This is a genomic window from Luedemannella helvata (assembly GCF_039528415.1).
GTDB classification, from domain to species: Bacteria; Actinomycetota; Actinomycetes; order Mycobacteriales; family Micromonosporaceae; genus Luedemannella; species Luedemannella helvata.
In genome coordinates, this window is sequence record NZ_BAAALS010000030.1 from 33,425 (window position 1) to 51,465 (window position 18,041).

The 18,041-nt window shown below is 72.3% G+C and carries 18 protein-coding genes; 9 read left to right on the forward strand and 9 right to left on the reverse strand.

Annotated elements, in window-relative coordinates; translation table 11 throughout:
- Positions 1 to 111: 111 nt before the first annotated feature.
- Complete coding sequence (locus ABD191_RS24195; RefSeq protein WP_344086494.1) at positions 112 to 570, forward strand: hypothetical protein; 459 nt, start codon at positions 112 to 114, stop codon at positions 568 to 570.
- A gap of 89 nt (positions 571 to 659) precedes the next feature.
- Positions 660 to 1,517 (forward strand): DUF3109 family protein, encoded by an 858-nt coding sequence (locus ABD191_RS24200; protein WP_425560843.1) that lies wholly within the window; start codon positions 660 to 662, stop codon positions 1,515 to 1,517.
- A 121-nt stretch (positions 1,518 to 1,638) separates the two neighbouring features.
- On the opposite strand, the gene ABD191_RS24205 is transcribed toward ABD191_RS24200, so the two are convergent.
- Positions 1,639 to 2,322, reverse strand: coding sequence for a response regulator transcription factor (locus tag ABD191_RS24205; RefSeq protein WP_344086497.1), 684 nt, complete (start codon positions 2,320 to 2,322; stop codon positions 1,639 to 1,641).
- A gap of 125 nt (positions 2,323 to 2,447) precedes the next feature.
- Complete coding sequence (locus ABD191_RS24210; RefSeq protein WP_344086629.1) at positions 2,448 to 3,611, reverse strand: sensor histidine kinase; 1,164 nt, start codon at positions 3,609 to 3,611, stop codon at positions 2,448 to 2,450.
- Positions 3,612 to 3,813: 202 nt separating this feature from the next.
- Between ABD191_RS24210 and phoU the strand changes: the two genes are divergently transcribed.
- Complete coding sequence (phoU, locus tag ABD191_RS24215) at positions 3,814 to 4,464, forward strand: phosphate signaling complex protein PhoU (RefSeq protein ID WP_344086499.1); 651 nt, start codon at positions 3,814 to 3,816, stop codon at positions 4,462 to 4,464.
- A 43-nt stretch (positions 4,465 to 4,507) separates the two neighbouring features.
- On the opposite strand, the gene ABD191_RS24220 is transcribed toward phoU, so the two are convergent.
- On the reverse strand, positions 4,508 to 5,260 hold the full coding sequence (locus tag ABD191_RS24220) for a phosphoglyceromutase (protein WP_344086502.1): 753 nt from the start codon (positions 5,258 to 5,260) through the stop codon (positions 4,508 to 4,510).
- A gap of 140 nt (positions 5,261 to 5,400) precedes the next feature.
- Between ABD191_RS24220 and ABD191_RS24225 the strand changes: the two genes are divergently transcribed.
- Both ABD191_RS24225 and ABD191_RS24230 read left to right on the forward strand, forming a co-directional pair.
- On the forward strand, positions 5,401 to 6,678 hold the full coding sequence (locus ABD191_RS24225; RefSeq protein WP_344086505.1) for an MDR family MFS transporter: 1,278 nt from the start codon (positions 5,401 to 5,403) through the stop codon (positions 6,676 to 6,678).
- Positions 6,679 to 6,750: 72 nt separating this feature from the next.
- Positions 6,751 to 8,493: a CDP-glycerol glycerophosphotransferase family protein gene (locus ABD191_RS24230; protein ID WP_344086508.1), complete on the forward strand. Its 1,743-nt coding sequence runs from the start codon at positions 6,751 to 6,753 to the stop codon at positions 8,491 to 8,493.
- Here the strand turns inward: ABD191_RS24230 and ABD191_RS24235 are convergent.
- Genes ABD191_RS24235 through mshA form a run of 3 tightly spaced genes read right to left on the reverse strand, consistent with a single transcriptional unit; the run spans position 8,484 to position 11,895 of the window.
- Positions 8,484 to 10,001, reverse strand: a complete 1,518-nt coding sequence (locus ABD191_RS24235; protein WP_344086511.1) for a glycosyltransferase family 39 protein — start codon at positions 9,999 to 10,001, stop codon at positions 8,484 to 8,486. The genes ABD191_RS24230 and ABD191_RS24235 overlap by 10 nt on opposite strands.
- A gap of 26 nt (positions 10,002 to 10,027) precedes the next feature.
- On the reverse strand, positions 10,028 to 10,519 hold the full coding sequence (locus ABD191_RS24240) for a type III secretion system chaperone family protein (protein WP_344086514.1): 492 nt from the start codon (positions 10,517 to 10,519) through the stop codon (positions 10,028 to 10,030).
- Positions 10,516 to 11,895: a D-inositol-3-phosphate glycosyltransferase gene (mshA, locus tag ABD191_RS24245; RefSeq protein WP_425560844.1), complete on the reverse strand. Its 1,380-nt coding sequence runs from the start codon at positions 11,893 to 11,895 to the stop codon at positions 10,516 to 10,518. Before mshA ends, ABD191_RS24240 begins: the two co-directional genes overlap by 4 nt.
- A 124-nt stretch (positions 11,896 to 12,019) precedes the next feature.
- Here mshA and ABD191_RS24250 point away from each other — a divergent pair, with 124 nt between their 5' ends.
- Positions 12,020 to 12,778 (forward strand): SDR family NAD(P)-dependent oxidoreductase, encoded by a 759-nt coding sequence (locus tag ABD191_RS24250; protein ID WP_344086520.1) that lies wholly within the window; start codon positions 12,020 to 12,022, stop codon positions 12,776 to 12,778.
- Complete coding sequence (locus ABD191_RS24255; RefSeq protein ID WP_344086522.1) at positions 12,775 to 13,554, forward strand: class I SAM-dependent methyltransferase; 780 nt, start codon at positions 12,775 to 12,777, stop codon at positions 13,552 to 13,554. The genes ABD191_RS24250 and ABD191_RS24255 overlap by 4 nt, the downstream gene beginning before the upstream one ends.
- On the opposite strand, the gene ABD191_RS24260 is transcribed toward ABD191_RS24255, so the two are convergent.
- On the reverse strand, positions 13,538 to 14,641 hold the full coding sequence (locus tag ABD191_RS24260; RefSeq protein WP_425560845.1) for a UDP-N-acetylmuramate dehydrogenase: 1,104 nt from the start codon (positions 14,639 to 14,641) through the stop codon (positions 13,538 to 13,540). The two genes, ABD191_RS24255 and ABD191_RS24260, sit on opposite strands and share 17 nt — an antisense overlap.
- Here ABD191_RS24260 and ABD191_RS24265 point away from each other — a divergent pair.
- Positions 14,640 to 15,410, forward strand: a complete 771-nt coding sequence (locus tag ABD191_RS24265) for a maleylpyruvate isomerase family mycothiol-dependent enzyme (protein WP_344086525.1) — start codon at positions 14,640 to 14,642, stop codon at positions 15,408 to 15,410. The genes ABD191_RS24260 and ABD191_RS24265 overlap by 2 nt on opposite strands.
- 69 nt (positions 15,411 to 15,479) lie before the next feature.
- On the opposite strand, the gene ABD191_RS24270 is transcribed toward ABD191_RS24265, so the two are convergent.
- Positions 15,480 to 15,992, reverse strand: a complete 513-nt coding sequence (locus ABD191_RS24270) for an O-acetyl-ADP-ribose deacetylase (RefSeq protein ID WP_344086528.1) — start codon at positions 15,990 to 15,992, stop codon at positions 15,480 to 15,482.
- 7 nt (positions 15,993 to 15,999) lie between these two features.
- Positions 16,000 to 16,803: an EI24 domain-containing protein gene (locus ABD191_RS24275; protein WP_344086531.1), complete on the reverse strand. Its 804-nt coding sequence runs from the start codon at positions 16,801 to 16,803 to the stop codon at positions 16,000 to 16,002.
- A gap of 183 nt (positions 16,804 to 16,986) precedes the next feature.
- Between ABD191_RS24275 and ABD191_RS24280 the strand changes: the two genes are divergently transcribed.
- Positions 16,987 to 18,039, forward strand: coding sequence for an endonuclease domain-containing protein (locus ABD191_RS24280; protein WP_344086534.1), 1,053 nt, complete (start codon positions 16,987 to 16,989; stop codon positions 18,037 to 18,039).
- Positions 18,040 to 18,041: the final 2 nt, after the last annotated feature.

Genomic DNA, 18,041 nt, shown 5'->3' on the forward strand with positions numbered 1-18,041 from the left:
CATGCGAAACCAAATCACACTGTTGCCGGTTAAAGGGTACGTACCGTCACTGAGGGTTCTAACGGGTAAACCGTTACGAACTGCCCAAGAGATCCATCTGGAGGTAGCAAAGTGCGCAACGCGAAGCTTCGCGCGGCGACCGTCGCCGTGGCGGCCATCGCCGGCGTTGGCCTCAGCGCCGTGCCGGCGACCGCCTCGCCCGGCGACCATGGCGACCGCGGCGGCCACGGGCGCAGCGACCACGACCGTGGCGGCTGGGACCGCGGCGACCGGGGCGACCGGGGCCACGGCCACGGCCGGGGCGACCACGACCGGGACCGCTGGCGCGGCGGCCATGGCCACGGCCACGGCCACTGGGGCGACTGGCGGCGCGAGCGCCGCACCTGGTGGAGCACCGGCTGGCAGGGCCGGGGCGGCGACTGGGGCTGGGGCTGGTGGCGTCACCGCGGCTTCCGCGACAGCGACCGCAACAACTTCTGCCGGTACTGGATGACGTTCCACTGGAACAAGAACACCGGCACCGCCGGGGAGATCACCCGGTTCTGCGTCTGGCAGCTGGTCAACGACTGATCCGGTCGCGATCACACGGGCCGGGTGTCCCCTACCGGGGGCGCCCGGCCTTCGCGCACTTCGGCACTTTCCGGGCGTAGAGTGGTGCGATGAGCCGTCAGCGCACCGTCCACCGCCGCGAGCTGCCCGTGGTGCCCGTTCAGGTCACAGTGGACGTTGACGCGGAGGACGATCCCCGCGCGAACGAGGTGGGGCTCGACTTCCCGCGCGAGTGGATCGAGTTCGCCGACCCGGCCAACGCCGAGCACATCGTGCGCGCGGACCTCACCTGGCTGCTGTCCCGGTGGACCTGCATCTTCGGCCGCGGCTGCCACGGCATCCAGGCCGAGCGGGCCGGCGAGGGCTGCTGCTCGCACGGCGCGTTCTTCACGGACGCCGACGACGAGAAGCGCGTACGCGCCGCCGCCCGCCGGCTCACCCCGGAGACCTGGCAGCACTACCGCCGGGGCTTCAAGAACTACACCGAGCTGGACTCGATCGACGGCAAGACGCCGGCCCGGCGCACCGCCACCCGGCCGGACGGCCCGTGCGTGTTCCTCAACGACGCCGACTTCCCGGGCGGCTTCGGCTGCGCCCTGCACGGGCAGGCGCTGCGCGACGGCGCCCACCCGCTGACCTACAAGCCGGATGTGTGCTGGCAGCTGCCGGTGCGCCGGGACCAGGAGTGGACCAAACGCCCCGACGGCAGCAAGATCCTGCTCACCGTGCTGGCCGAGTTCGACCGGCGCGGCTGGGGCGAGGGCGGCCACGACCTGCACTGGTGGTGCACCTCGGCACCCGAGGCACACGTCGGCGGCGAGGCGATGTACCGCTCGTACGAGCCCGAGCTGATCGCCCTCATCGGCAAGGACGCCTACGCCAAGCTGGCCGAGCTGTGCCGCGCCCGCGAGGAACGCGGCCTGATCGCGGAACACCCGGCCACAACGGCCGCCCACACGGCCGGCTGACACTCACCGCCCAGCCTCCCGACATTATGGATTCAATGTGTCGCTATACCGGCCAAAGAATCCATAACCCCGGCCGCTCGGGCGAGCGGGGTGAGCGGGTCGGCGGGGAGCCGACCGCCGGTTACGGCTCGAATTTGTAGCCCAGGCCACGGACCGTGACGATGTGGCGCGGCACGGACGGCTCCGGTTCGATCTTGGAGCGCAGGCGCTTGACGTGCACGTCGAGGGTCTTCGTGTCGCCGACGTAGTCGGCGCCCCAGACCCGGTCGATGAGCTGACCGCGCGTGAGCACCCGGCCGGCATTGCGCAGCAGCAGCTCCAGCAGCTCGAACTCCTTGAGCGGCAGGGCCACGTGCTCGCCGTCCACCGTGACCACGTGCCGGTCGACGTCCATGCGGACGGGGCCGGCCTGCAGGGCGGTGTCGTCCGTCTCCACGGTCTCGCCGGTGTGGCGACGCAGCACAGCACGGATGCGGGCGACCAGCTCGCGCGGGGAGTACGGCTTGGTGACGTAGTCATCCGCGCCGATCTCCAGGCCGACCACCTTGTCGATCTCGCTGTCCCGCGCGGTGACCATGATGATCGGTACGTGCGAGCGCTGGCGCAGCTGCCGGCACACCTCCGTGCCCGACATCTCGGGCAGCATCAGGTCGAGCAGCACGATGTCGGCGCCGTTGCGATCGAACTCCGTCAGTGCCGCCACGCCGGTCGGCGCGACCGCGACCTCGAAGCCCTCCTTGCGCAGCATGTAGGACAGGGCGTCCGAGAACGACTCCTCGTCCTCGACCACAAGTACCCGTGCCACTGCGGTTCCTTCCCTTCGACGCGCACTGGACGCGCCCGTTCGCTGGTTGTGCGACCGAACCGCGCCAACCGCCGGCGCGGGGGCGCTCTGCTGGATGCGTTGCTGGATGGTCGCGCTGGTCACGATCACGCCGGACTCCTGTCCACCGGCGACGCCGCCTCCGCGACGTCGAAGTCGATAGCAATGCCCGGGGGTAGCGGCAGGGCCGCCTCGGGGGGTCTGGCCGGCAGCTGGAAGGTGAACGTCGATCCCCTGCCGGGTGCGGATTCCACGCCGGCGCGACCGCCGTGGTTCACCGCGATGTGTTTGACGATCGCCAGGCCGAGGCCCGTTCCCCCGGTCTCCCGGGAACGGGCGTGGTCGGCCCGGTAGAACCGCTCGAAGATGCGCCCCTGGTCCTTCTCGGAGATGCCGACGCCCTGGTCCGTGACCGCGATCTCCATGATGTCGCCGACGCGGCCCACCCGGATGGTCACGGTCGTCTCGTCGGGGCTGTACGCGATGGCGTTCTCCACCAGGTTGGCCACGGCCGTGACGAGCTGGCGCTCGGAGCCGTACACCGTCTGGCCGCGCGTCCCGGCGTACCTGATGGTGATCTTCTTGGCGGCCGCGGTGGTGCGCGACCGGTCGATGACCTCGGCCACGATCCGGTCCACCGCGACCGGGTTCAGCGCCGGCAGCGGCTCGGCGCCCTGCAGCCGCGACAGGTCGAGCAGGTCACCGACGAGCCGGCCGAGGCGGTCCGACTCGTGCCGGATGCGCTCGACGAAGCGGCGGGTGGCGTCGGGGTCGTCCACGGCGTCGAGCAGCGTCTCGCTGAGCAGCTGCAGCGCCCCGACCGGCGTCTTGAGCTCGTGGCTGACATTGGCCACGAAGTCGCGGCGCACCCGGGCGAGCCGGCGCGACTCGGTGACGTCCGAGGCCTGCACGGTGACGTGCCCGGGGGCGTAGCTCTCGCCGGCCAGTGGCACCACCCGTACCCGCACGCCGAGCGGTTCCGGGCTGAGGTTGGCGGCGCCCGCCCGGGGCAGGTCGAGTTCGACCTCGCGGGAGATCCCGCTGCGCCGCACCTGGCCGGCCAGCGTCCGGATCACGGCGTGCACCTGGGTGGGTACGCCGGCCGGGCGGGTGGGATCGCGGACGAGGCCGAGCGCGAACGCGGCCGGGTTGGCCAGCACGGGGGCGTCCGTCGCGTCGAGAACGAGGATGCCGACCTGCAGCGCGTCCAGCGCGTCGCCCACGAGCTGGGCCTGCCCCGCTCGCTCCTTCGTCGACCTGCGACGTCCCATGGTCGTCGTCCACTCCACGCCGCCGATGGTAGGCGCCAGGTTAATCGTACGGGGAGTCTGATCAGGGCAAACCGGGCCGTGGTCGCCGAATGTTCATCCACCGGCTTGCCGCCGTTCACGGTTGTTCACGTCCAGTCCGCCCCGCCGGCGTAGCGTCGCCGGCGATCACCCGACAGGTGGTTGCCTTCGAGTCAGGAGTGACATGCGTGAAGAGTTCCAGGCCGAGCTCGACGAGGTGAGCCGGCTCCTCGTCGCGATGGCCGACGAGGTACGCGGTCTGATGAGCCGCGCCACCACGGCGCTGCTCGTCGCCGACAAGGAACTGGGCGAGGCGGTGATCAGCGGCGACGCGACGGTGAACAGCCTCTACCGCGAGGTCGAGGAGAAGGTGTACCTCCTGCTCGCCCGCCAGGCACCCGTCGCCTCGGACCTGCGCCATGTGGTGACCGCGCTGCACATCGCCACGGACATCGAGCGGATGGGCGACCTGGCCAAGCACGTGGCCCGCACCGCCCTGCGCCGCTACCCGGCGGTGGCCGTGCCGCCCGAGCTGGCCCAGGTGATCAAGAAGATGGCCGACGCGGCCGACACGCTCGCCGGCAAGATCAGCGAGGTCCTCGCGCACCAGGACGCGGCCCGGGCCGCCGAGCTGGAGACCGACGACGACGTGATCGACGAGCTGCACAAGGGCTTGTTCGTGGTCCTGCTCGGCGCGGCGTGGCAACACGGCGTCGAGGCCGCCATCGACGGCGCGCTGCTGGGCCGCTTCTACGAGCGCTTCGCCGACCACGCGGTCAACGCGGGCTACCAGCTCTACTACTTCGCCACCGGGGAACAGCTGGTCCGCGACTGATCATGGGAAGGGAGCCCGCCGTGGCGGGCCCCCTTCCCATGCGTCAACGACCCTGGTTGGCCACCGCGGCGGCCGCCTCCGCGGCGGCGGCAGGGTCCAGGTACTGCCCGCCGGCCGTGACCGGGCGCAGCGTGACCGGGTCGAGGTCGTAGCGCAGCGGGATGCCGGTCGGGATGTTCAGGGCGGCGATCGCCTCGTCGGAGATGCCGTCGATGTGCTTGACGATCGCGCGCAGCGAGTTGCCGTGCGCGGCCACCAGCACGGTCCTACCGGCCAGCAGGTCGGGGACGATCGCGTCGTACCAGTAGGGCAGGGCCCGGCCGAGCACGTCCTTGAGGCACTCCGTCCTCGGCTTCAGCTCCGGCGGCAGGGCCGCGTAGCGCGGGTCGTCGGCCTGGGAGAACTCGTCGCCGTCCGCGATCGGCGGCGGCGGCGTGTCGTACGAGCGGCGCCAGAGCATGAACTGCTCCTCGCCGTACTCCTCAAGGGTCTGCTTCTTGTTCTTGCCCTGCAGGGCGCCGTAGTGGCGCTCGTTGAGCCGCCACGACCGGCGCACCGGGATCCAGAGCCGGTCGGCCGCGTCCAGGGCCAGCTGGGACGTACGGATCGCGCGCCGCAGCACGCTCGTGTGCACGACATCCGGCAGGAGCCCGTGCTCGCGCAGCAGCTCGCCGCCACGCCGGGCCTCAGCCTCGCCCTGTGCGGTGAGGTCCACGTCGACCCACCCGGTGAAGAGGTTCTTCGCGTTCCATTCGCTCTCGCCGTGCCGCAGGAGCACCAACGTACCCAGAGTCATGCCACATATCCTGCCGCACGCCCGCCGGCTCCGTTTGGGCAGGCCGCACGTGACCGAGGGCACGCGGTAAACCGGTTGGGCGGCCACGCCCCGCTGATTACGGTGTGTAAGGCGTACGCACAGACACGGGGGTTACTGGCATGCGGGCTGTCAGGCGATGGGCGGTGGAAACCGCGGGCGGCCTACCGTCCGGCTTCTGGTACCTCTGGACCGGCACCCTGATCAACCGGATCGGCTCGTTCGTGCTGATCCTGCTGTCGGTCTACCTGACGCACGAGCGCGGCTTCACCCCCACCTTCGCGGGCCTCGTGATCGGCCTGTGGGGCGCCGGCGGCGCCCTGGGCACGCTGGTAGGCGGCGTGCTGGCCGACCGGTGGGGCCGCAAGCCCACCTACCTGACCTTCCTCTACTCCAGCTCGGCCCTCATGCTGGCGCTCGGCTTCGCGCACAGCGCCCTGCTCGTCGCGGTCACCGTGTTCCTGCTCGGCATGGCCGCCGAGGGCAGCCGCCCGGCCATGTCCGCGCTGATGATCGACATCGTCGGCCCGCACGAACGGCTGCGCGCCTTCTCCCTGAACTACTGGGTGATCAACTTAGGCTTCGCCTTCTCCGCGATCGCCGCCGGCGCGCTGGCGAATGTCGATTACCTGTTGATCTTCATTGTGGACGCGGTCAGCACCGCGGCCGCCGCCACCGTCGTGGCGATTAAGGTCCGCGACACCCACCGGGGTACGCGCGGGCAGCGCACCCCGCGGCCCGCCGCCGGCGGCAGCCTGCTCAGCGTCTTCGCCGACCGGGTGTTCCTCGGCTTCTTCGCCTGCAACCTGCTGCTCGCGCTCGTGTTCATGCAGCACATCTCCACCCTGCCGCTGGCCATGACGGGCGACGGGCTCAGCACCGGCACGTACGGGCTGGTCATCGCCATCAACGGCATCCTCATCGTGGCCGGCCAGCTGTTCGTGCCACGCCTGCTGCGCCACGTGCCGCGCGCCCACGCCCTGGCGCTCGGCGCCGTCCTGGTCGGCGTGGGCTTCGCGCTGACCGCGTTCGCGGGCGCCGCCTGGTTCTACGCCATCTCCGTGGTGATCTGGACGCTCGGCGAGATGGCCGACGCCCCGTCGAAATCGGCACTGTTGGCCGATCTGTCCCCGTCCTGGATGCGGGGGCGCTACCAGGGCGCCTCGTCGCTCGCGTGGTCGATGGCCTCGTTCGGGGCACCGATCATCGGAGCCGCCGTGCAGCAACACCTGGGCAACGCCACCCTGTGGCTCGGCTGCCTGGTCGTGAGCCTGCTCGTGGCGGCCGGTCACCTGCTGATGGGCCCGGCCCGCGAGCGCCGGGCGGTCGAGCTGCGCGCCGCCGAACTCGCCGCCGCGGCGTCGTCCAGCGCCAACCCGCGGCTCGTGCCGGCCGCCTGAACCCGCGGGACGCACACGGGTCCGGGCGTGCACAATAGGGCCTCCCCCCTCGACGCCCGGCAGGAGACGAAGATGATCCGGCAGGCGCTCCTGCGCGTCCTCGGCCCGGTGACCGCCAATGTGCTCGCCACGGTCACGTTCGTCATCGCGATCGGTACGGGGTGGCGGTGGGTGACCCTGGCCCTCGTCGTGCTGACGCTGGCCGTCACGGTCGTCAAGCGCGAGGGCGACGGGCTCGGCCAGTTCACCATCGCCCGCGCCGTGACCGCCGCCAGCGCCCTGGCGCTCTACGTGCGCCTGCGGCCGGACGTGACCGACTGGTGGTTCAACACGGCCGCCCTGCTCACCCTGGCGTACGCCACGCTCGAGGGCGTCCTCGACAAGGTCTCGACACCGGCGGTCGACGCGCGCCACCTCAGCGTGGCCCGCCCGCCGCTGCACCGGCTCGTCAACCGGGCGTCCGTGTACCTGGCCGACACCGCCCTCATCGCCCTCGTCGTCGTGGCGATCGCCCTCGACGCGCCGTCGTGGCTGGCGCTGGCGGCCGCGCTGCTCGCGGGGCCGCTGTTCGGCGGCCTGGTGCTCGGGTCGATCTACCACAAGGTGCGGCACAACTCGGGCCTGAGTCACGTTCGACGCGCGCTGACCCGCGCCCAGCCGGACTTCCTGATCTACTGGGACGCCGGCCCGGAATCGCTGCGACAGGTGCTCATGTGGCTGCCGTTCCTGGAGCGGGTGGGCCGGCCGTTCGCCGTCGTGGTGCGCCACCGCCGGTCGCTGGAGCCGCTCGCGCGGCTCACCGACCGGCCCGTCATCCTGGCGCCGACCACGGTGGCCGTCGACGCGGCGACCGTGCCCAGCCTGCGCGCCGTGTTCTACATGAACAACGGCATGGAGAACGCGCACATGGTGCGCTTCGCGGAGCTGACCCACGTGCAACTGCTGCACGGCGACAGCGAGAAGGCCAACAGCTTCAACCCGGTCACGGCCATGTTCGACCAGATCTTCGTGGCCGGCCAGGCCGGCATCGACCGGTACGCGGCCAACGGCGTGCACATCCCCGCCGAGAAGTTCCGCGTCGTCGGGCGCCCGCAGGTGGCCAGCATCGCGGTGACCGACACCCCGATCGGTTCGCTGGAGAGAAAGACCGTCCTGTACGCCCCGACGTGGGTGGGCAACTTCGGCGACACCAACCACTGCTCGCTGGTGGTCGGCGACCGCCTGCTCAAGGCCCTGCTGGCCCGCCCCGACGTCACGGTGATCATGCGTCATCACCAGCTCACGCCGCAGAACGCGAAGGCCTCCGCGCACCTCGCCGAACTGGAACGCCTGCTGGCCAGGGACCGCGCGGCCACCGGCCGCGCGCACCTGTGGGGTGCCGCGGCCGCCACCGGCGACTTCGTCGACTGGGCCAACCGGGCCGACGCCCTGGTCGCCGACGTGTCCAGCGTGATCTCCGACTTCCTCTACTCCGGCAAGCCGTTCGCGGTCACGGACATGCTCGACGACGGCGACGCGCTCGTCGCCTCCGCCCGGATCTTCACGGCCGCGTACGTGCTGCGCCGCGACATGGGCAACGTCGACGAGGTGCTCGGGCACCTGCTCGGCGACGACCCGCTCGCTGACGTGCGCCGCGAGGTGCGCACCTACTACCTGGGCGACTTCCCCGCCGCGACGTACGCCGACGTGTTCGTCGGCGCGGCGCGCGCGGCCCTCGACCGGCCCACGCTCGGCGAGGTGACGGCCGAGCGGGCCGGGTCCAAGGTGCCGGGCCAGCGCCGGCCGGTGTCCCCGACGGGCGCCGCTCAGTCGTAGTGGTGGAAGTCCGGCCAGACGGCCGTCCAACCGCCGGCCGGGTCGCGGCAGACCCAGACCGTGACGCCCTGCTCCTCGTTGTCGACGCCCACGCCGTTGTCGAGGGTGGCGGCCCGCTCACAACCGCCCGAGAACCGGGCTGAGATGCCGGCCTGCCCGTAACCGACGACGACCGCGACCGTCCTGTCGGCCGGCGGCGGGCCGTAGTTGTGCAGCTCGTTGTGTCCGCTGTAGACGGACGGCAGCCCCAGCTCCGGGCCGAACCGGGTGATCGCGCCGGCCTCCCCGTAGTTGGCGGTCAGCATCACGGCCCGTGCCTGGTCGGCGGGCGGCAGCGAGCGGTAGACGTCGGCGACCTGGCGCACGTACGCCGGCCAGCCGATCTGGTCGCCGGTCGTCGGGTTGAGGTCCATGGCGAACGAGTCGCCGACCGCGTCGACCGGGATCACCGGCAGGGAGATGAGCATGGTCGATACGGCGTTGAGCGCCACCGCGGCCACGACGAGCGCGCGGCGCAGCGCCGCCCGCCCCCGGGCCACCCAGTCGGCCGTCGGCACCGCCCCGGCGGCCAGCAGGTAGGCCAGCACGCCGACCGCGTAGTACACCTGACTCCCGCCGACGAACGTCAGCACCACGAGCACGGGGTACGCGATCGCGATCGCGCGCACCGGTCGCCAGGCGGGGCGCCGCAGCAGGGCCACCAGCCCCGCGATCCAGATGGCCGCGAGCGGCGGCCCGAGCAGCAGCAACTGGAACGGCAGCGTCTGCGCGCGCACCTCGTCGCCGTTGTTCTCGGCGAGTGCCTCGCCCATCGCCAACTGCGGGAAGTCGTGCGTGATCTGGTAGATCAGGTTGGGGGCGCCGATGAGGAGGGCGAGCGCCACCCCGCCCCACAGCCAGCGCGACCGCAGCACCGCACGGGGGCCGACCGCGACCAGACCGACCGCCAGACCGGCCAGCAGCATGGCGATGAGCAGCTTGTTGTAGGTGGCGAGGCCGACGAGCGCGCCGGCCGCCAGCCACCAGCGGGGCTGATCGCGCAGCAGGGCCCGGGTGACGCAGAGCAGCACCGCCAGCCACATCGGGAAGTCCAGCGCGGACGTGCCGAGCAGATGCCCGATCGCGACCGGGACGGCGGCGAAGGCGAGCGCCCAGGCCGACAGCGCCTGCGCGCCACGGCCGCCGCCCAGCTCCCGGGTGATCAGCGCGGCGAGCAGCACGGCCACCGCGAACGCCACGATCGACGGCAGACGCAGGCCCCACAGCGTGTGCCCGAACACGGCGTCGGCGGCTCTGGCCACCAGCGGGGCGAACGGCGGCTGGTCCACGTAGCCCCACGCCGGCTTCAGCATGAGGAAGTACAGCTCGTCGCGGTGGTAGCCGTAGCGGCTCGCGGTCGCGGCCTGCGCGACGACGCTCGCGGCCACGGCGAGCCCGACCGGCAGCCAGGCGACCGGAGGGCGGGTCGGCGAGGGGGACTCCACGCCGGGACCGTACTGGACGCGCATGACAATCGTGATACGCGCCAGCGCCGTCAGGTTCCCCCGCGCGCCACGAAATGCTCGAACGCCCGAAGATTGTCCAGCGGCTCGCCGCGCGACACCCGCCAGGCCCACTCCCGCCGGATCGCCGAGCCGAATCCGATCTCCAACATGGAGTCGAAGCTCTCATCGGCGTACGTGAGGACCGCGCCGAGCATCCGGTCGAGCTCCTCGGGCGTGACCGCGTGCAGCGCCATGCGCCCTACGAGATAGACGTCGCCGACCGGGTCGACCGCGAAGGCGACCCCGTACATCCTGGCGTTGCGGCGCAGCAACCACTCCCACAGCCGCTCGCGGTTCTCATCGGGCTGGCGCATCACGAACGCCTCGACCCGTACGGCGTGGTCGCCCACGAACAGGTTGCACGTCGTGGAGAGCTTGTGGGAGCCGGGCAGCGTCACCGAGAACGACGACTCGCCGGTGCGCTCCCACGCCGCGTCACCGGCCGCGAGCGCCCGCTCGATGACCTCCACGACGGCGCTCATGCGAACGCCCCGCTGGAGAGCGCGGCGGCGCGGGCCGCCCGGCGTTGCGTCACGACCTCACGGTAGACCGCGAGCAGGCTCACCGCCGTGTCGTTCCAGGAGAAGTCGCGGGCGTGGGCCACCGCGCCGGCCGACAGTTCGGCGCGCCGCTTCGGGGTGGCCAGGAGGTCGCCCAGCACCTTCGCCCACAGGTGCGGGTCGTGCCCGTGCACCAGGGCACCGGACACCCCGTCGCGTACGGCCGTCGGCAGGCCGCCCACGGCCGCGGCCACCACGGGGGTACCGCTGGCCTGGGCCTCCAGGGCGACCAGCCCGAACGACTCATTGTGGCTCGGGACGGCGACGAGATCCGCCGCGTGGTAAAGATCGACAAGCTGGTCGCGCGGCAGCGGCGGAAGGAAGCGCACCGAGTCGCCGACGCCCAGCTCGGACGCCAGCTCGATGAGCGACGTGGGCCGGTCCAATCCGGACCCGCTCGGCCCGCCCGCGATCACGGTGGTGACCCGGCCGGCCACGGCCGGGTCGGTCTGGCGCATGGCGGCGGCCGCGCGCAACAGCACGTCCGGGGCCTTGAGCGGCTGGATGCGGCCCACGAACGCGACGATGAGGCCGTCCACCGGCAGGCCCAGACGCCGGCGGGCGCGCGCCTTCACGGCGGCGGACAGTCCCGGCGCCGGCGGCGCGAAGCGGTCCAGGTCGACGCCCGGCGGGACGACCGTGACCTCGGCGGTGTCCGCCCCGTACAGCTGGATGAGGTCCCCGGCCTCGGCGGGGGTGTTCGCCACGAGGCGGTCGGCCTCCGCCACGACCTGCTCCTCGCCGAGGATGCGCGAGCGCGGCTCAGGCCGGTCGCCCTCGGCCAGCATGGCGTTCTTGACCTTGGCGAGGGTGTGCGCGGTGTGCACCAGCGGCACGCCCCAGCGGTCCTTGGCCAGCCAGCCCACCTGCCCGGACAGCCAGTAATGCGAGTGGATCACGTCGTAGAAGCCGACCGGCCCGGCGGCCTCGGCGCGCAGCACGCCGTTGGTGAAGGCGCACATCTGCGCCGGCAGCTCCTCTTTGGCCAGGCCCTCGAACGGGCCCGCCACCACGTGCCGCACGGTCACGCCGGGCGCCATCTCCACCACCGGCGGCAGGTCGCTCGACGTCGCCCGGGTGAAGATCTCCACCTCGACGCCGGCCTGCGCCAGCCGGCGCGCCACCTCGACGATGTAGACGTTCATGCCGCCCGCGTCGCCCGTACCGGGCTGATCGAGCGGGGAGGTGTGCACCGAGACGGTGGCCACTCTGCGTACGGCCGGGTTGCGGCCCTGACAGGGGGTCGTGGGTCGGTTGGTCGCACCCGTCCAGCGAGCCACGCCAGTTGCCTCCCTCACACCGCTCCCAGGGCCCCATGCGGGGCCATCGTGGTCAACCCGCGGGCCGCCCGTCATCTTCCCCCGTCCGTGCGGGGCTATGCCTCGACGGGTGACAAAGATCGCTCATGGCAGGATCGCCAGCATGGGAGTACGCGATATCGCCGTGGTCACCGGAGCGTCCAGCGGGATCGGTGAGGCCACCGCGCGCCGCCTGGCCAAAGAGGGCTTCCACGTCGTACTCGCGGCTCGCCGCGCCGACCGGCTGATCAAGATCGCCGAAGAGCTCGCCGGCACCGCGATCGTCTGCGACGTCACCTCCGACGCCTCCGTGGCCGCGCTCGCGGCGGCCGTGGCCGAGCTGGACGGCCGGGTGACCCTGCTGGTCAACAACGCGGGCGGGGCGATCGGCACGGACTACGTGGAGGCCGGTGCGGTCGCCGACTGGCAGGCGATGTTCGACGTCAACGTCCTCGGCACGCTGCGCGTCACGCAGGCGTTCCTGCCCGCGCTGGTCGACTCCGGAGCCGGCACGGTCGTCGTGATCAGCTCCACCGCCGGCCTGATCGTCTACGAGGGCGGCGGCGGGTACGCGGCCGCCAAGCACGCCCAGACCGCGCTCACCGAGACCCTGCGCCTGGAGCTGTGCGGCCGGCCCGTACGCGTCGTGGAGATCGACCCGGGCATGGTGCGCACGGACGAGTTCGCCCTCAACCGCTTCGGCGGCGACCCGGACAAGGCCGCGGCCGTCTACGCCGGCGTGGCGGAACCGCTGGTCGCGGACGACATCGCCGACTGCGTGGCCTGGGTGGCGACCCGCCCGCACCACGTGAACATCGACCGGCTCGTGGTGCGCCCGCTCGCCCAGGCCGCCCAGCACAAGGTGCACCGGGTCACGTCGTGAACCCCCGCCCCCTGGGGGAGGTCACCCGGGGCACCACGAACCCGAACCGGCTCCGGCGAGTCGACAACTGGATCGTGTACGCGCTGGGGCCCCTGATCCGCGACGCGCCCGAGCCGCTCGTCGTGGACCTCGGCTACGGCGCCACGCCGACGACCGCCGTGGAGCTGCGCTCGCGGCTGGCCCGCGTCCGGCGCGACGTCCGGGTCGTCGGCGTAGAGATCGACCCCGCCCGGGTGGCGGCCGCGTCCGCCGCCGCCGATCCGCCCTGGCTGGAGTTCCGCCGGGGCGGGTTCGAGCTGGCCGGGCTGCGGCCCGTGCTGGTGCGGGCGCTCAACGTCCTGCGCCAGTACGACGAGTCCGCCGTCGCCGGGGCCTGGGCGGCCGTCACCTCGCGGCTGGCCCCCGGCGGGGTGCTCATCGACGGTACGTGCGACGAGCTGGGGCGGCTGGGCTCGTGGCTGACCGTGACGGGCGCGGGACCCGTCCGGCTCACGCTCGCGGCCAGGCTGGCCACCCTGCCCCGCCCGGCCTCGTTCGCCGAGCGGCTCCCCAAAGCCCTGATCCACCGCAACGTGCCCGGCGAGCCCGTCCACGACCTGCTGCGCGCGCTCGACGACGCGTGGCTGTCCGCGGCCCCGTACGCCACGTTCGGGCCGCGCGCCCGCTTCGCCGCCGCCGTGGCGGCCACCCGGGCGGCCGGCTGGCCGATCGCCCACGAGCCGCGCCGGTGGCGCCTCGGCGAGCTGTCCCTGCCGTGGCCTACAACCGGCAGTTGACCAGGACCGGCTCCGGTTCGAGGGTCACCCCGAACATCGCCCGCACCCCGTCGCGGACCTCCCGCGCGAGGCCCAGCAGGGCCGTGGTGCTGCCGTCGCCCCGGTTCGTCAGCGCGAGCGTGTGCTTGCCGGACAGCGACACTCCCTTGTGCTGGCCCGCGTACCCCTTGTGGAAGCCCGCGTGCTCGATCAGCCACGCGGCGCTGACCTTCACCTCGCCGTCCTGGCCGGGCCACGCCGGCGGCGCGCCGCCGCCGGCCCGATCGGCGCGCCGCTGCAGCGCCGCGTAGTCCGGGCCGTCGAGCACCGGGTTCGTGAAGAACGACCCCACCGAGTACGTGTCCGGATCGGTCGGGTCCAGCACCATGCCCTTGCGCGCGCGCAGGCCCAGCACGGTCTCGCGCACCTTCGCCAGCGGCGCCCGCCCGCCGACCGGCACGTCCAGGGCGCGCGCCAGCTCCGCGTACCGGATGGGGGTGGAGGACTCCGACGGGGTGAGCCGGAAGGTGACCGCGAGCACCACGTACCGCTCGTTGTGTTTGAACCGGCTGGTCCGGTAACCGAATCCGCAGGCCAGGGGCCTGAGATCGGTCACCTTGTCGTGGGCGCGGTCGTAAACGCGAACACTCGTGATCGTCTCCGCGACCTCCTGGCCGTACGCGCCGACGTTCTGCACCGGGGTGGCGCCCGCCGCGCCCGGAATGCCCGACAGGGACTCGATGCCGGCCAGGCCGCTGTCCACGGAGTACGCCACGACGTCGTCCCACGGGTGGCCCGCCTCGACGGTGATGCTGTCGCCGTCGCGGGTGATCCCCCCGGACCGCAGGAGGACGACCGTGCCGGGGAAGCCGTCGTCCGAGATCACCACGTTGGAGCCGCCGCCGAGCAGCAGCATTTTCTCGCCGGCCCGGTCAACGGCGCGGATCGCCTCGACGATCTCCTCCGGGCTCGCCGTCGGGATCACGCGATGGGCGACGCCCCCGAGACGGAGCGTCGTGAATTGCTGTAACGCGGCGTGGGTAATCTCGTGCACGAGGTTCACCCTAGGCTGGAGGATGGGTGCGCCGCGGACCGGAAGGGGTGCCATGAGCCGGACCCAGTTGACCAAGGACGCGTGGGTGGCCACGCTGCGCGCGGACGCCGCCGCGCTGCGCGCCGCCGCGGGCAACCAGGGCGTCCTGGACTCCCCCGTGCCCAGCTGTCCAGGCTGGTCCGTGGGCGAACTGGTGCGCCACGTCGGCTCGATCTACGGGTGGGTGCGCGCGACCGCGGGGCGCGGGGTGACCGACAAGCCGCCGGCCCGCGAGATCGGTCCGGACGTCCCCGAGGCGTCCGACGCCGCGGTGCTGGACTGGTTCGACGCGGAACTCGCGCTGATCCTCACGTTTCTGGAGGGCCTCGACCCCGACCTGCCCGCCTGGAACTGGGCGCCGCAGGCCAAGAAGGCCGGCTTCTGGCACCGCCGGATGGCCCACGAGACCGCCATCCACCGCTGGGACGCCCAACTGTCCGTCGGCCTGACCGAGCCGATCGAGACCAAGCTGGCCGGCGACACGATCGCCGAGGTGCTCGACACCTGGCTGCCCGCCGGCCGCCGCAAGGAACAGTTGGACGTGCACGGCATCGTCCACGTGACGGCCGCCGACCTCGGTCAGGAGTGGACCATCCGGCTGCGCGGCGCGGGCATCGCCCTGCTCGACACGAACACGCTCCTCGACGACGACAGCCACCCGGCCCGCGCGACCGCGTCCGGCAACGCCAGCGACCTGGCGTTGGCCCTGTGGGGCCGCGTGAACTGGGACGTCCTCGACATAGCGGGCGACGAAACCCTCCTCACGGCGCTCCGCGTCGGCTAACGTCCGCGGGTGTGCGGAGACTCCACGCTGGACGGTCTGCCAACGGCTGGCGGACGGTCCTGGGGAAACTCAGCCGCGGGTGGCGATCTCCGCGGCCAGGGTGTAGAGCGCGCCGCTGAACAGCACCAGGCGGGTCTCTTCCACCTGGGTTACCGCGTCGCGCAGCGCGGTGAGCGCCTGGAAGATCGCGTCGTCGTGCGGCCAGCCGTAGGCGCCGGCCGAGATCAGCGGAAACGCGACCGTGGTGGCGCCCAGCTCGTCGGCCACGGCCAGCGAACGGGTGTAGCAGTCGCGCAGGATGCCGCCGAGGTCCTCTTCCTCCCGGTACACCGGGCCGACCGTGTGGATGACCCAGCGGGCGGGCAGGTTGCCGGCGGTCGTCGCCACGGCGTGCCCGGGCGGCAGGCCACGGCCGTACCGGGAGGCGCGCAGCGCGCGGCACTCCTCGAGGATCGCCGGGCCGCCCCTGCGGTGGATGGCGCCGTCCACCCCGCTGCCGCCGAGCAGGGAGGAGTTGGCCGCGTTCACGATCGCGTCGACGTGCTGTTCGGTGATGTCGCCCTGGACCAGTTCGATCCTCATGCGGACATCATTGCCCGTTCAACCGGTCCGACATGCCGAACAGGTGACGCGTCATGAGAGTCGCGCCCGCGACGGCCGCCGGCATGATGAGCACCGCGCCGAACGGGATGAGGAAGCACACGAACGTGGCCGCGCCGAACCCGGTGGCCAGGGCCCGGCGCTGCTTGAGCATCCGGCGCCGGTCGCGCATGCGCAGGCCGCGCCGCTCGAACGGTACGCCGATCAGCTCGTGCGACAGGAACCAGCCGCCGACGAGCGCCCCGATGACGGGTACGACCGTCCCGCCGACGAGCGGGATGAACCCGGCGAAGAAGAGCGGGATGCCGAACAGCGCGGTGAGCGCCAGCAGGTGCAGCGAGTCGGCGATGCTGCGCGGCAGCGAGCGCCAGAACGGGATGTCGACCTCGCCGGGCAGCCCGCCGAGCCGGTCCTCCACGTTCTTGGAGATCGCCTCGTAGAACGGTTCGCCGATGACGAGCGTCAATGCGGTGTATCCGACGAAGCTGAGCAGCACCGCGCCACCCATGATCGCCACGCCGGCGGCGATGCGGATCGCCTGCCGCCAGCCGGTCGACCAGTCGTCGGCGAACCAGGTAGCCAGCGCGGCGAGGTCGTCGACGAAGTACCCCAGGGTGACGAGGGCCGCGACGAGCAGCACCAGCGTGATGAACGCCGGGATGAGCCCGAGCAGCATCAGCCGGGGCGAGCGCGTGTACATCTTCAGGCCGCGCAGCAGGAACCTGACCCCCGCGAGGAATTCCCGACCGAAGCCCACGGGCCGTGATGGTGGGGCGATGTCGACTGCGCTCATGACGCGGATCGTAATGGGTATCGCAACGCGCCGATGACACGCTTGGACGGCGCCGGCGCCTCCGCTGATCACACTATTTCGCCAATGGCCGATCGCGGAACCATCAATCGGCCGCCCGGCCAACGGCCCTCCCGCAAACGACGGACTGCGATCACGCGACGGCACCGCGTAACGTAGCCGCTCATGATGGCCGCGCCCACCCTCGCCGGCGCGGCGTGGTGGGCGAGCCTGCCCCCGCACCGCGTGACCTACGTGGGCCCCGGGATCGACCCCGACCTGTTGGCCGTCTCCCTCGACCCGCTGCCCGACGACGCCCCCGCCGTGCTGCGCTTCCGCCCCTCGGCGACCGGCCCGCTCGGCGACCAGGTGTCCGTACTCCTCAGCGAGCTGGACCGGGCCGCCACCTCGCTGTTTCCCGCCTGGCTGCCCGGCGCGGACCGGTTGGCCGGCCCGCAGGGCCGGGGCGTGGCCGCGGTCCGCGCACTGGCCGCGGACCTCGCCGCCCACGGGGCGGACTTCGGCCCGTTCCTGGCCGACCTCGCGGAGCGGTCGCTTCGCCGCCGGCCGGGTGGTGGGTCGCGGTTTCCTTCGGAGGTACGGGCGACAGGACTCGTACGGGCCATCGCGCGCGCCTACGACCGCCCGACGGCGGCCCTGCTGATCGACGTCCCGGACGGGCTGTCGGCGGCCGACGAGCAGGCCCTGGTGGCCGCCGCCGAATGGCTCGCCGACCACGGCCGCCTGTCCGTCTGGCTGGCCGGCGCCCCGCTGCGCGCGGTGGACCGGGTCCGCACGGTGTCCGTCACGCTGCCCGCACACGTCGCCGATCTGCCCGTCGATCGCGTACGAAAACCCGCGAAACCGGCGCTCTTATATCCTGCCATTTCGGGCGTACCGCACCCGAACAGCGCTGCCGAACGCCGGTTGGCCGACGCACTCGACCGGTGCGCCTGGGCGACGGGGCGCCGCTGGAACTACACCTACACACGCGGCCCGCTCTCGCTGCCCTATCGGCTGGATCTGTATTGGCCGGACGAAGGGCTGGTCATCGAGGTCGACGGCGACGAACATCGGGGCCGGACCAAGTTCGAGGCGGACCGCCGCCGCGACGCGCAACTCGCGCTCGACGGGCTGCGCGTGGTCCGGTTCACCAACGACCGCATAGCCACTGAACTGTCCACCGTGCTGTTCGAGATTGAGAACCTGCTGCGACAGCGGCGCGCGACGAAGAAATGAGG

Bases quoted from the DNA above. Each gene is read 5' to 3' on its own strand.
- ABD191_RS24200 (WP_425560843.1), top strand. From the start codon at position 660: ATGAGCCGTCAGCGCACCGTCCACCGCCGCGAGCTGCCCGTGGTGCCC.
- ABD191_RS24210 (WP_344086629.1), bottom strand. From the start codon at position 3,611: ATGGGACGTCGCAGGTCGACGAAGGAGCGAGCGGGGCAGGCCCAGCTC.
- phoU (WP_344086499.1), top strand. From the start codon at position 3,814: ATGCGTGAAGAGTTCCAGGCCGAGCTCGACGAGGTGAGCCGGCTCCTC.
- ABD191_RS24220 (WP_344086502.1), bottom strand. From the start codon at position 5,260: ATGACTCTGGGTACGTTGGTGCTCCTGCGGCACGGCGAGAGCGAATGG.
- ABD191_RS24225 (WP_344086505.1), top strand. From the start codon at position 5,401: ATGCGGGCTGTCAGGCGATGGGCGGTGGAAACCGCGGGCGGCCTACCG.
- ABD191_RS24230 (WP_344086508.1), top strand. From the start codon at position 6,751: ATGATCCGGCAGGCGCTCCTGCGCGTCCTCGGCCCGGTGACCGCCAAT.
- ABD191_RS24235 (WP_344086511.1), bottom strand. From the start codon at position 10,001: ATGCGCGTCCAGTACGGTCCCGGCGTGGAGTCCCCCTCGCCGACCCGC.
- ABD191_RS24240 (WP_344086514.1), bottom strand. From the start codon at position 10,519: ATGAGCGCCGTCGTGGAGGTCATCGAGCGGGCGCTCGCGGCCGGTGAC.
- ABD191_RS24250 (WP_344086520.1), top strand. From the start codon at position 12,020: ATGGGAGTACGCGATATCGCCGTGGTCACCGGAGCGTCCAGCGGGATC.
- ABD191_RS24265 (WP_344086525.1), top strand. From the start codon at position 14,640: ATGAGCCGGACCCAGTTGACCAAGGACGCGTGGGTGGCCACGCTGCGC.
- ABD191_RS24260 (WP_425560845.1), bottom strand. From the start codon at position 14,641: ATGGCACCCCTTCCGGTCCGCGGCGCACCCATCCTCCAGCCTAGGGTG.
- ABD191_RS24270 (WP_344086528.1), bottom strand. From the start codon at position 15,992: ATGAGGATCGAACTGGTCCAGGGCGACATCACCGAACAGCACGTCGAC.
- ABD191_RS24275 (WP_344086531.1), bottom strand. From the start codon at position 16,803: ATGAGCGCAGTCGACATCGCCCCACCATCACGGCCCGTGGGCTTCGGT.
- ABD191_RS24280 (WP_344086534.1), top strand. From the start codon at position 16,987: ATGATGGCCGCGCCCACCCTCGCCGGCGCGGCGTGGTGGGCGAGCCTG.